The organism is Vibrio sp. Y10_XG_PY6, assembly GCF_024181795.1.
Classification (GTDB): domain Bacteria; phylum Pseudomonadota; class Gammaproteobacteria; order Enterobacterales; family Vibrionaceae; genus Vibrio; species Vibrio diabolicus.
This window is the reverse complement of record NZ_JAMZAQ010000001.1, coordinates 535,633-548,448: the sequence shown is the minus strand read 5'-3', so window position 1 is coordinate 548,448 and position 12,816 is coordinate 535,633. Positions and strand designations below refer to the sequence as shown.

At 44.7% G+C, this 12,816-nt stretch carries 11 protein-coding genes and 1 pseudogene; 7 read left to right on the top strand and 5 right to left on the bottom strand.

Annotated features, from left to right (window positions below):
* Positions 1-102 precede the first annotated feature (102 nt).
* On the top strand, positions 103-720 hold the full coding sequence (locus NL644_RS02465; RefSeq protein WP_005392538.1) for an NAD(P)H-dependent oxidoreductase: 618 nt from the start codon (positions 103-105) through the stop codon (positions 718-720).
* Positions 717-2,665, top strand: a pseudogene (locus NL644_RS02460) (cation:proton antiporter). The gene NL644_RS02465 and the pseudogene NL644_RS02460 overlap by 4 nt, the downstream one beginning before the upstream one ends.
* 99 nt (positions 2,666-2,764) lie before the next feature.
* Here NL644_RS02460 and NL644_RS02455 read toward each other — a convergent pair.
* On the bottom strand, positions 2,765-3,058 hold the full coding sequence (locus NL644_RS02455; protein ID WP_253657937.1) for a hypothetical protein: 294 nt from the start codon (positions 3,056-3,058) through the stop codon (positions 2,765-2,767).
* A gap of 245 nt (positions 3,059-3,303) precedes the next feature.
* Between NL644_RS02455 and NL644_RS02450 the strand changes: the two genes are divergently transcribed.
* Entirely contained in the window at positions 3,304-3,597 is a 294-nt protein-coding gene (locus NL644_RS02450; RefSeq protein WP_253657936.1) for a helix-turn-helix transcriptional regulator, read from the top strand.
* 108 nt (positions 3,598-3,705) lie between these two features.
* Here the strand turns inward: NL644_RS02450 and NL644_RS02445 are convergent, their stop codons facing one another.
* Positions 3,706-5,055, bottom strand: coding sequence for an alpha-amylase family protein (locus tag NL644_RS02445; protein ID WP_182018292.1), 1,350 nt, complete (start codon positions 5,053-5,055; stop codon positions 3,706-3,708).
* Between the two features lie 518 nt (positions 5,056-5,573).
* Between NL644_RS02445 and NL644_RS02440 the strand changes: the two genes are divergently transcribed.
* Together NL644_RS02440 and NL644_RS02435 are read left to right on the top strand one after the other, a co-directional pair.
* Entirely contained in the window at positions 5,574-5,930 is a 357-nt protein-coding gene (locus NL644_RS02440; protein WP_253657935.1) for a MerR family transcriptional regulator, read from the top strand.
* Between the two features lie 58 nt (positions 5,931-5,988).
* Positions 5,989-6,366, top strand: a complete 378-nt coding sequence (locus NL644_RS02435) for a carboxymuconolactone decarboxylase family protein (protein WP_053809605.1) — start codon at positions 5,989-5,991, stop codon at positions 6,364-6,366.
* Positions 6,367-6,443: 77 nt separating this feature from the next.
* Here NL644_RS02435 and NL644_RS02430 read toward each other — a convergent pair whose 3' ends face one another.
* Together NL644_RS02430 and NL644_RS02425 are read right to left on the bottom strand one after the other, a co-directional pair.
* Positions 6,444-6,674, bottom strand: coding sequence for a PAS factor family protein (locus NL644_RS02430; RefSeq protein WP_005375384.1), 231 nt, complete (start codon positions 6,672-6,674; stop codon positions 6,444-6,446).
* Between the two features lie 285 nt (positions 6,675-6,959).
* Positions 6,960-9,386, bottom strand: coding sequence for a M9 family metallopeptidase (locus NL644_RS02425; protein WP_253657934.1), 2,427 nt, complete (start codon positions 9,384-9,386; stop codon positions 6,960-6,962).
* Between the two features lie 448 nt (positions 9,387-9,834).
* Between NL644_RS02425 and NL644_RS02420 the strand changes: the two genes are divergently transcribed.
* The gene (locus tag NL644_RS02420; RefSeq protein ID WP_253657933.1) at positions 9,835-10,812 is read left to right on the top strand and encodes a hypothetical protein; all 978 of its coding nucleotides are present in this window, start codon (positions 9,835-9,837) and stop codon (positions 10,810-10,812) included.
* A gap of 31 nt (positions 10,813-10,843) precedes the next feature.
* Here the strand turns inward: NL644_RS02420 and accD are convergent, their stop codons facing one another.
* Positions 10,844-11,707 (bottom strand): acetyl-CoA carboxylase, carboxyltransferase subunit beta, encoded by an 864-nt coding sequence (gene accD / locus NL644_RS02415; RefSeq protein ID WP_048625303.1) that lies wholly within the window; start codon positions 11,705-11,707, stop codon positions 10,844-10,846.
* A gap of 142 nt (positions 11,708-11,849) precedes the next feature.
* On the opposite strand from accD, the gene NL644_RS02410 reads away from it, so the two are divergent.
* The gene (locus NL644_RS02410) at positions 11,850-12,749 is read left to right on the top strand and encodes a LysR family transcriptional regulator (RefSeq protein ID WP_253657932.1); all 900 of its coding nucleotides are present in this window, start codon (positions 11,850-11,852) and stop codon (positions 12,747-12,749) included.
* Positions 12,750-12,816: the final 67 nt, after the last annotated feature.

Genomic DNA, 12,816 nt, shown 5'->3' with positions numbered 1-12,816 from the left:
TTAAGCACTTTTCCAAGCTAGCTTGACGGCCATTTATGAGTTACATTTTCTAACCAACCTGCGCTCCTACTGGGCATGGTTATTTAGATAGCAAGGATCCTTATGGCGAATAAAAAAGTATTAATTCTCTTTGCTCATCCTTCCCAGCATCGTTCAGAAGTGAATACTCCACTTTTCAAAGAAGCTCAAAAAATTGAAGGCGTGACATGTGTTGATCTCTATGGTGAATACCCTCGTTTCGATATCAATATCGACCGTGAACAACAACGCTTGCGTGAGCATGATGTAGTGGTTTTTCAATTCCCACTATATTGGTATTCAACCCCAGCAATTTTAAAAGAGTGGCAAGATCTGGTTTTGGAGTATGGCTTTGCTTACGGCACTGAAGGAACCGAACTACAAGGTAAAACCATGCTGTGCGTACTTTCGGCCGGCGGCAAGGAAGAAGCCTATAAAGCCGAAGGCTACAACCATTTTACGATTCGGGAACTGCTCGCTCCTATTGAGCAAATGTCAGCGCTCACGGGTATGCACTACATTGCGCCTCTTGCTTTGTTCGGCGCACGTACTGCCGAAGAAGAAGGACGAATTCCCCGTCATGTCGAACGGTACAAAAGCCTGCTAACAGCATTAGTCGAAGATAGACTGGATGTTGAAGCAGCTGCGTCATTAATCAAACTCAACAGCGCACTTCCGAAGCTCATCAAGGAGGCTTCATGACAGGGATATTCTTACAAGCCTTCGTGTATTTGATTGCCGCTGTGATTGCGGTACCACTTGCCAAGCGTTTAGGGCTCGGTTCCGTTTTAGGTTACCTCATCGCTGGTGTGGTAATTGGTCCAATTATCGGTTTAGTCGGTGAGGAAACAACGACAATTCAGCACTTTGCCGAATTTGGCGTGGTGATGATGCTATTCCTAGTGGGGTTAGAGCTAGAGCCTAAAATGCTCTGGTCAATGCGAAATCGTTTAATGGGCTTAGGCGGTCTTCAAGTTGGCGGTACCATCGCGGCGATTATGGGTATTGCCCTGTACTTTGAGCAGCCTTGGACCATTGCCTTAGCCATCGGTTTGATTTTCGCCCTCTCTTCTACCGCGATTGTTTTGCAAACTTTTAGCGAAAAAGGGTTAACGAAGACAGAAGGCGGACAAAACGCGTTCTCTGTTTTGCTTTTCCAAGATATCGCTGTTATCCCGATGTTGGCCTTTATTCCATTGCTGGCCCTGCCGGAGTTAGTCGAACAAGCACAAAATGCTGTTCAAACGGCTGCGCAGCATCATGACGATTTAAACCTCGTGGCCGATTTACCGGGCTGGGCGTACGGAATAGTCATCACAGCATCGATAGCGATTGTTGTCGTTGGTGGTCACTTTTTAAGTTGAGCTATGTTGCTAGCTCTGGGCTGCGTGAGATTTTTACCGCCACCGCATTGATGCTGGTGATCGGCATCGCAGCACTGATGAGTTTGGTTGGCTTATCTCCTGCTTTAGGAACTTTCTTGGCTGGCGTTGTATTGGCGAACAGCGAATTTCGCCACGAGTTAGAGTCCAATATCGAACCATTTAAAGGGTTGTTGCTGGGTCTGTTCTTCATCACCGTCGGCGCAGGGATCAATTTCTCGGTTCTATTTGGTGACTTCTGGTTGATCATGGCACTGACCATTGGCGTGATGGTATTGAAAGCCTTGGTGCTATTTATTCTCGCGCTGATATTTAGAGTGAAAGGCAGCAACCGCTGGCTGTTTACCTTAAGCTTGGCTCAAGCGGGTGAATTTGGTTTTGTGTTGCTAAGCTTCTCTGTGCAAAACCACGTCATTCCGTTTGAACTCTCGCAAACTCTTGCGCTGGTTGTTGCTATCTCAATGTTCTTAACGCCAGGCTTGTTCATTCTATTTGACAAATTAATACTGCCGCGTTTTGAAACTCAATCAAACGAAAGAGAAAGCGATACGATTGAAGAAAAAGGCACAGTAATCATCGCTGGTATCGGCCGTTTTGGTCAGATTGTTAACCGCTTGCTTGTTTCTAATGGTGTAACAACAGTGGTGCTCGATCACCAAGCCAACCAAGTTGATAACATGCGCCAGATTGGCACTCGTGCTTATTTTGGCGATGCGACTCGACCAGATATGCTGCACACTGCAGGCATCGAGCATGCGGCTGCGTTGGTCGTCGCAATTGATAACCAAGAATCGAGTGTGGAACTGGTGAAGTACGTCAAACACACGTACCCCAAAGTAATGGTGATCGCACGCGCCTTTGACCGTGGTCACGGCTATCTTTTGCGTCAAGCTGGGGCTGATATTATTGAATCGGAAACCTACCATTCCGCATTGGAGATGGGCGGTCACACGATGAAAGCACTTGGTATTCATCCCTTCTTTGTTGAGCAGCAAAAAGCGACATACAAGCGTGTTGAAGCACGCAAGTCCGAGATACTCTACAAAGCTTGGGAAGATGATTCTGAAGGCGAACGTTATGACAACAATTTCCGACAACTGTTTATTCAGTTAGAGGAAAAAATGGCGGAAGAGATGCAAAAAGATCGCCATGACAAACTCTCGCGCTCAGAACGTGGTTGGACGCCACCGCCGAAAGGTTACGCCGATGACTTCAATGAAGATAACGTTCAAGAACTAACACCGCCGAGAGAAGAGCCGATCTGACGGTAACTTGATCAATATTAAAAACCTCCCGTTTGGGAGGTTTTTCTTTTTCAGTACAGAGCCACATGCCGTGCAGGATAAAATGATCTTCTCACGAGATTACATAAGATCATTCATTAAAATCTCATACTCTTCGTTTGCTTCTTCCACTAAGTGAGAAAGCTCTAACGCATCAGTAACTGCAAGATTGAACTGCCACGGAGTTTTGTCTTCTTTACCACAGATTCGAGTTTCACACCCACGGCTCTCAAAAGACAAATCATCAAACTCTGTGGTATGACGCTCTTGAAGTTCTACAATCTCAACTTCTAATTTACCGACAGGGTTAACTTTAACGTGAGCATGTAAATCTGAACTGTTAGACAAACAATAATCTCTATGAACCGCAATCATGGCCGCCTCCTTGGTCTGCCAACTAACAACTCACCCATGAGTGTAGACGAGGGAGTTTGAACGTGGGGTGAAATAATAATGAAGATTGATCTGTCTCATTGGAGTAGACCATTATTGTTGTGCTGGTATGAGCCGGTATGAATCTCATCTGATTTAAATCGTTCCTAGATCACAAGAGTTGGCATTTACCGAGACTTTCCCTATTATCGAAACAAATTTACTGTAGTCATTCTTTAGAGGTCAGTATGGAGCTTGAAGCCGTCGCTAAAGCACTAAAAGAGTTAGGTCATCCTACTCGTTTAAGTATTTACAAAGAAGTTGTCAAAGCGGGATACAAAGGTATCGCGGTAGGCGGCGTACAAGAAAGGCTTGGCATTCCTGCATCCACTCTCTCTCATCATATTTCTAGTCTAGCCTCAGCCGGGCTTCTCACCCAACGTCGTGAGGGGCGAACCCTTTTTTGCGTTGCAGAGTACCAATGTTTAGATGATGTGATCGGCTTTTTAAAGGCTGAATGTTGCGTTAATGAGTGCTCATAACCTCATAGCAGAGGCGAAAGACTTCGGTTTTACATTAGACTTTACCCGTTCTTGAATGACCGCCGATAAATATAAACACCGAGCTCGCTAAGCTCGGTGTTTTATTTTTTAGTTTTCGACGAGCAACATTGAGGCTTTAGGTGGCACAATTAACTTACCGTCAGATGGAACGTCCTGATCCGTCATCAAATCCACCCAGTCACCATCCATTTTCAATGCCAAAGACTGCTGACGCTGCGATTTATTAAGCACGACAATGCCTTTGCTCCCTCGCTTAAATACCAGCATATCATCGTTACCTTCAAGAACACTCATCGACTCGCCATGCGTCATATTATGGAATTGGATCATTTTCGCCATTCGCGGATCGTTCCATGCGCCTTGCCATCTTGGCTTGCCATTTTTATCTGTAATACCGCTAGTGTTTAAGTCGGTATAAACCAATGGCACACCACCATCGCGGCCTAGAATGTAGGCATAAGCTAACCATTCATTTTCCTCATCCATGATCAGATCAAGAAAAACGTCATTGTTAGGAATGTCATGCGTGACAACAAATGTAATCGCGCGACCAGGCGAAAGGGCCTGACCGAAACAGTATGGGTCAATCAACGACTTGAAACTGCCCTTTTTAGCAAACGCCTTAAAAATGGTCGAGAACAACGGGAAATCGTAAGCGCCTAAGCGTGTTTCCTGTAAATACGGCTCAAGAAACAACTGATACTCTTCTTCTGTCGCACCGCCATCAGTAATAATTTCGCCAAATATATGCACATCGCGTGTGATGTCGTCTGTCCAAACACGTTTAAGATGCTCTAACGTCATGTGTTTCGCGGCATCAATACGAAAACCTTTCACACCAATGGCTTTCAGTGCTTTTAGGTAAGCGCGTTGCTGCTCAACGACATGGTCACAAACACGGAGGGTTGGCAAGCCAGGATCGGTTGGTCCACCTGTGATGCGTCCATTTTGTACCTGCCATTTATCTTTCCAGTCTTTAATACCGAACGCTTCAACAAAGTCCTCTTCATCAAAAAGCGGTTGAGATAAGTCGCCAAATAACGTTAGCGACTGATATTTCTGTTTGTTTTGTTGGTATTCCTCCAAGACCTCTTGCCTTGGGTATTGGAGGTCTCGGCGAAGGTGGGCCTCATTTGCCATATGGTTAAACACCACGTCAGCGTAAACCCACACGCCAACTTGCTCCAGTTCACGAACCATACGGATAAAGTCTTTGGTATCACCCAACGCATTGTCGATGACACGGTAATCTTGAGGTTGATAGCGCTGCCACCAGCGATCATCGTGGGCGCTTTTCATTGGTGGCGAAACCAACACGGAGCCGTAACCTAGCTCGTGGATTTCTTTTGCTCGTTGGGCAATGTCAGCATACTTCCAATCAAACGCATGTAAGATAACATTCGCACCGAATGATTGTATTTCCTGTGAGCCACTCATGTTGTTCTCCTACTCGTTTTCACTCACGATTACTTGTTTGCATTTTTTTGTGAGTGAATTCAATAGTCGAAATTATAAGAGCTATTCATCAGACGCCCTCACCCTTTTCGCCCTAACTCAAGGCTGAAAATGAAGGCGTAGTGACTCCTCCATTGCATAAGTAGAAACGATTCTGGACGTAAACGAGTAGATGACATTCAAGCACACCGCACATAAAACACACTAAACCATTGTTTTGTATTGCAAAAAATTGCATTCAAAATATATGATAGAAAATGCCCGGGTACGCCCTAAAGGAGGCCAAAGACTAAAAACAGCCAAACCACTCTATTGAGTAACTAATTTTTAATAAAGTGAAACTGGCAGGTGGATCACGTTTGGCGCGTATTCAAAACAGCCCCCTTCTGCGTATCCAACCTTAAAACATGGAAGATTACCGTTTGTATCTATCCCGAAATGACTTCAAAATGCGGAACTTAGCTTATGCCTATTGGTATGAATTACCTTGGAGGGTAATCATGAATATCAAAGAGTTTTCTAGCCTCGTCGGATTGTCTGCTCATACACTTCGATACTATGAAAAAATTGGCTTACTTAAACATGTCCATAGAAACGCGAGTGGGCATCGAGTGTATAGTGCGAAAGATCTAAGCTGGATTAGCTTCGTAAAGCGATTAAAAGAAACTGCAATGCCGCTTGAAGAGATTCTGGAATATGCAAAATTAAGGGAAGTCGGCTCAGAGTCTGTACGACAACGCCAAGCCTTGCTAGAGCAACATCAAGAAAACCTCAAGATCCACATTGAACAGCAGCAGAAGCGCTTAACGGCTCTAGAAGAAAAAATTGCCTTGTATAAAAGCGGAAAAGTTCGTTGACTTAGAGTTAACTCTAAGGATTAAGGTATGTTTGCATTTATTCACTAGGAACATATCAATGGAACAATCACGCTTTAACAAAGGATTAGAACTACTCTCTCACATTGATGGCGACGCTGGTCATAACGTCATCGAAAGCTTACAAGATATTTGCCCAGATTTAGCTCAGTACACCATTGAGTATCCGTTTGGCGATATTTATGCTCGTCCAGGCTTAGACCTAAAATCGAGAGAAATCGCAACCGTCGCCGCGCTAACGGCAATGGGGAATTGTTCGCCACAACTGAAAGTACATCTCAATGCAGCACTGAATGTAGGCTGCAGCGAGGCTGAAATTAAAGAAGTCATCTTACAGATGTCCGTCTACGCAGGGTTTCCAGCGGCATTAAACGGCATGTTTGCCTTCAAAGAAGTGCTGGCGGAAAGAGCAGAGTAATCACGACGTTGAAATCAATTTAAAGGCAATTAAAAACGGCCCTTGGGGATCGGGCCATGATTTAAACAACGAGTGAATTAGCGTTCAGGGGTTTCAAGCAGTTTAACCGCGCAATCTACCGCGTTGTTAATGCCTTGACTACTCTCCAACTTGCCTGAACTTGCAGGACCAAGGGCACAAGAATACAAAGCCAGCTGCTTATCGAACGGCAGATCCAACTGTTCATATAGATTTTGTCGGATTCTTGCATGTTGTTCTGGTTCTTGGTTAGCAAGGCTAATCAACGTTTCATAAATAAGCGTTTTCATGTCATTCCCTTTTCACTTTATTGCACGGGGTGCATATATATTGTATCCGTTTGGGAAGCACAAATCAGAAGCTAGGTCACAGAACGCGTCGCTAAAAAAGTTTATGTGCGCGGTAAATTGTAATACAAACCTAAAGCCGTTTAGAAAAAGAGCAAAGGATAACTCGATAAATCAGCCGATTAACTGGCATTCGCCGCTGTTTGATCACAATGGCATCCGATACAAACAAAAACGCCGCTCTATGAGCGACGTTTTTTATCTCAATTTCAGCTAATCGAGCATGTTTTAGTTGAAGTGCACTAACATTTCAACGTCATCACCTTGTTCTGGTGCTTGAAGAGAGAAGTGCACATAACCCGCTTCAGTAACAGGAATCGCAAGGTATTCGTTGCTACCTGCATAGTTGGACACGTACTCGTGTTGCTCAACCGTAGGCCAATGCTCTCTGCTGGCGTATAGATCGACATTACCAGTTTGAGAGTGGGCCGTTAGCCATACACGAATCTCTTCAACACCTTCAGGTACATACACTGCAGCATAACGCTGCTTGTGAACGGTCAGCATTTTTGCTTCACCAGACTCTAGTACCAGCGGTGCCAAATCGTCTTGCACTTGTGTTGGCGGTGTTTGCGCTTCAACGTCTAAAGCAGCCACAAGATTCACAGAGTCATAGCTATCACGGCCAGTTAAACTGATGTAGTAACGACCTGCTTTCACGTAACCATCCTGCTCTGGCTCAAATACAATCTCTTCATTGCTGCCATCGCCATACTGGCTCATTTCAAAGTCGTAGTAATGCGCAACTTTGTTGTAGCTCATGTAAAGATCCGCATCCCCCGCACCTTCAATAGATACATTAAAGCGAACGGTGTTGGCTGGTACGTCAACGTAGAACAGTTTTTCACTGTATGCTTCGCCCCTGAGTTGAAGGCTTTGGTTCGCCGTCAATTCGGTCACTTGTGCTTCAGGTTCTGTTGGTTCTATTGGCTCTTCTGGGTCAGTAACTGGTTGCTCTGGCTCCACTTCTAACGTATCCAACCAGCGTTCAAACTCTGCGTCATATTGTTGACCTAATGTCGTCACCTGTTGCGCCCACTGTTCAAACTGACCAGTGCGCGACAACGCCAACAAGCTTTCTACGTCTTGCGGATGATTTTCTAACATGAATCGAACGGCCAAGTAACCCCAACGATAGATACGATTAGTATCGTGAGAATATGTGGTATCAAACACAGTTGAAAGGCTCAATTTACCGCCTGCAATCAGTTCGATCGCAGCTTGGTAGCCTTGTTTGTAATGCATGTATTCAGCAAAACCTTCCAGCCACCACACGATATGACCGTGGGCTAAGTTATCACTGAATGAGCCGTACTGGTTAAATCGCGCGTCCAAATAGTGCGTGTACTCATGCTCTAGATTCAAAATCGATAAATCTTCGCCATTCGCATAGCGATAAGCCACGAAACGGGCGGTATTGTCCGCTTTTGATGGATTCCCTTCAAGGTACTGACCACCGTTGTCCGTTGTATTACCAAACAGGAACGAAGAATAATCAACGTAGCTGTCGTTGCTAGCAAACACCGCCACCTCAACACGATCATTCAAGTCATCAGCGACAGGTTGATTGCCCGTATTCGCCACTTGATGGAAGTCGGCTTCTTTCGCAGCCAGTACTTCACACGCTTTCGCAGCTTGAGCATCGGTTAGATCTTCAGAGCGAATGATGGCAGGTCCCTGACACTCAAAACGATTTGGCATCACGCGCGCTGCTAGATCTTGCTTCGCTTGGTCTAGGTCCAGACCGTTTAAGCCTTCAGGTGCGTAGTAGCTCATCATCTCTACGGCAGCAAGCCACAGTTTGTCATGCTCACTACCTAATGGGTAACGCTGCATCACTTGTTGCATCACAGCCAAGGATTTGCGTTTGGTCTCCTGATCTGGGCTCGCGAGCAAACGACCAGTTTCACGTAATGCATTGAAAACAATAAAGCTCGCATCCGTATCCAATGCCCAAGCGTTATCAGATGCGAATCTCGCTAATGTATCAATATGGTGAGTATTGTTTGCCATGTAGCGGTAGAACTCATCGTTTGCTACATGACCTGCCATAGAACGGAACAGGTTGTTTAAACCATCGACCCATTGCGTGTCCTGCGCGGTTTCACGGTTAAAGTGCATCAACGCGGCCATCATGCTATCCATGGTCAGCGGCAACTGCTTCACGTTATCAACCATCAAAGTCAAGCTCTTCATTGCGCCAACTTGTTCACGGCCTTGATCCAAAGCATGAGGGTTGTTAAGGAATAGGTTCGTCGACTGAGCAAAACGCTGACTCAACGCTTCTGAAAACTCAGGTGTACCTGTGCCAGCATTGTAACGAACGTAGTATGCAGCACGAATAAACTCGCCCAGATTTTCTAGAACACGAGCTTGCTCTGCTTCTCCACGATAGCGGGCAATTTCTTGATCCAACGCGACTTGGATACGGCTTAAGCTCGCTTCGCTGTAAATATCTTTCAGCGTTGCGGAAGGAGCTGAAAACCAAGCGTGGTAGCAATCATACTCTGCACCAGAAACGGCAGCAGCCAAGTCTCTCGATTGTTGTAAATCAGCAACAGCGCACTGGTTTTGTGCAAAAGAGAAGCTAGACACACTCGCTAGCATACAAGCAAGCGCCAATCGATGGCGCGGGAAAAAACGGATATGAGACATAACAACACTCATTGATTATTAACATACATTGAGTGGGGGTTTATATTCTTTACAGCTCAAACAGTGAAATCAGTGTCATAAAATTTATGAAATTGCTCCCAAAAATAGGCTTTTTACTCTAAATTTATGGGATCAATCCCAACCCAAGATTTCTCACAATTATCAATAAAAACATTAATTTACCTTTTTCTAAATAACGACTTTATGAGGAAAATTGCCCTTAAACGCCCCCCTTAACTCTTCCAGATGGAGTTCACGACAATCAAAGGTTCTAAATTAAATTTTGATGCTTGATACCATCTATTTTTATTTGTGACTCATTCCCAATAAGTCATCGAGTGCATATCAAAAGGTTGGCATTAATGGTAAATTCTCCGCCAAATCAAACACATTTACTCCTCGAGCCATTGATGAGTGAATAAAGCAGATATTTGGCTAGGGATAATACATGTCACTTTGGGGATTTTTGGGAGCGGGGATTGCCTACTTCATGACAACGTTTGCCTTTGTTTTTGGCGGCATTTTTTGGTTGTGTGCTGAAGGTAATACATTAAGAGAAACAAAGCGCCAGTCATCAATAATGTCCGGGATTATTGCTTGTACTATTGGAACTTGGGTGCTTGCTTTTGGTGTTTACGTTTACGGTTACTTTTGGGATAACTCTTCTCACTATTATTTTTATTTGCTCGCTCCATGGGGACTTGCCATTTTTGGGGTAAAACTTCGTAACCGCTGGGTTAAGCAATACGCGCGTGTAAAACACGCAAAAGAAGAACAGTGGCAAAAGCGCTGGCGAGAATTATTAGGGGAAGATACTGAAGATCTTCCACCATATACACATGATTACGAGCTCTACTCGGGCATTTGGCAAGCCAATGAAGCGCTCCGAGAACAGTGTTTTGCAGCCCTTCCTCACGGGAAAGCAGTCTACGAGAGAGTGAAAGCCTTCCAAACGATGGCCTCCCCCGCTGGTGACATAAACAATCAAGTTTTGCTGAGTAAACTCGATCAACTAGAGGATGAAATCATTCAAGTTCTTGAGCAACACTCGCAAAAGAAAGTAAGCATTGAAACTGGCGCAGGTACTTTACGCAAAGAGTCAAAACGCAATGTTTATCACCATGAGAATGGCTCAACAGAAGAGCAACTGTACGACTCAATCAACCTCCAACATGATTTGGATCGAGAGCTACGCAACATTATTTATGATCGGCTCGGTTACGATGGCGAAGATGAGTACTTTTTCCTCCAAGCGCCACTCGAAGAGCTTACCGAGAATGAAACCGCAATCAACTGGATGCTCTGGGGTTTAGTAAGCGACCATTTTGCTGTTGACCCATACCAAACGGCGTTGGATCTCAGCCTAATGAATGCGGAACCAAGATGGGGCCAAAATGAACGGTTTGTAATGATTACGGCTCAATAAACGCAAGTACTAAGTCTAACTTTAATACAACCTATTCTGAGACCACCCTCGCGTTGGTTAACTTAGCCAATAAGCCGCCAACGCGATCACGCATTTCACGTCTGTCTACAATCATATCTAATGCACCATGTGCCAATAAAAACTCACTTCTTTGAAACTCGTCTGGTAACTTTTCACGTACCGTTTGTTCAATAACACGCCTTCCCGCAAAGCCGATGCTTGCTTTAGGCTCACCAATATTGATGTCTCCCAACATGGCTAAACTCGCCGAGACGCCACCATAAGTTTGGTCCGTCAATACTGAGATATAGGGTAATCTGTGCTCAGATAAGTGGTTTAACGCGGCGCTGGTTTTTGACATTTGCATTAGTGCTACCAAAGACTCTTGCATGCGCGCCCCTCCGCAAGCAGAAAAACACACTAGCCCAGATTTTGTATTAATCGCAGTTTCAACGGCGCGGACAAATTTCTCGCCAACCACCGCCCCCATCGAGCCAGCCATGAAAGAGAATTCAAACGCACAAGCTACAATAGGCAAGCCTAGCAACTTCCCCTGCATCACAACCAAGGCATCTTTTTCTCCAGTCGTTTTCTGCGCGATGGCAATTCGCTCTTTATATCGCTTTAAGTCTTTAAAACCCAAAATATCCTGCGGTTCCAACTCACTTGCCAACTCTTGCTGTGTTCCATGATCCAGAAAAGTGTTCAACCTTTGACGTGCCGCCATTCTCATGTGATGAGAGCACCTAGGACATACTTCCAAATTCTCTTTTAATGCCGCGCGATAAAGTATTTGTTCACATTCGGGGCATTTTGTCCAAACGCCCTCAGGAATAGACGCTTTGCGCGAACCTATTATATTCTTATTCTCAAATAACCTTTCTAGCCAACTCATGTGTACCTCATTATTTATCACCTCGTAGCAGGACATCTGCATCGTTTGCCCGCTCTGACTTTTAAATAAAATTGTATGCAACTCAGTCTGAGGATAAAGTGCAATATGCTGGCTTGATAATCCAATAAAGTGGGACAATAGAATGTTTGATAACGTCGACCAAACCTGGTTAAAAAGTTTTCACTGTGTTTATGAGAACAACAGCTTTAAGCGAGCCGCTGAGTGTTTGAATATACCAACATCGAATGTCAGCCGACATATTGCCCTGCTTGAAGAAAAGTTAAACATCAGGTTGTTCAATAGAACGACAAGGCGAATGACACCTACCGAGGCAGGAGAAGAACTCTATAGCAGCACTCGTCCATTATTAGAACAACTCAACAACGCTCTAGAAACCGTGACTCGCCACTCGCACACAGTAACGGGAGAGCTACGTATTCTTATGCCAGACACACCTGTACTGGCCAAAGCGGTTGTCACCTTTTGCACGCAATACCCTTCAATCTCTTTGTCTTGCGATACAACGCTAAACCCTAAAGATGAGGTTATTGACAGCTTTGATGTCATTTTGAGTTTTCATAGAGGGACTTTGTCTGACAGCAACTGGGTAGCAAGGGAAGTAAAACGCTGGCCCAGTGCTATTTTGGCAGCACCTCAACTGCTTAATAAGTACGCCAGCCCTTACAAAATTACGGATTTAAATCATGTTCCCTGTATCACGACACTTACTGCAGTAAATGGTGCTCCCTGGGTGTTTAAAAACCCTGACGGAGGTCATATTACGCAAACAGTACAATCCTCGTTCAAAGTAAACAGTGGCCATCTCGCTAAATCTGGCGCGTTATCAGGGCTTGGATACGCAATACTTCCAATAGAATCATGCAAAGGTGAGATCGAGAGCGGCAAGCTTGAAGTCATCCCTCTAGAATACGAACCTGAAGATTTAGTGCTTTATGCGTTTTACTCTTCTAGAAAGCACTTAGCCAAGAAAATCTCTATGTTTGTTGAGCACTTAAAACAACTCGCGAAACTTAACGCCTAGTTAATCACTAATCATTTATCCCAATAACTATAAAAACTGGCATAGTAGAGCAATTCGACATGAGATT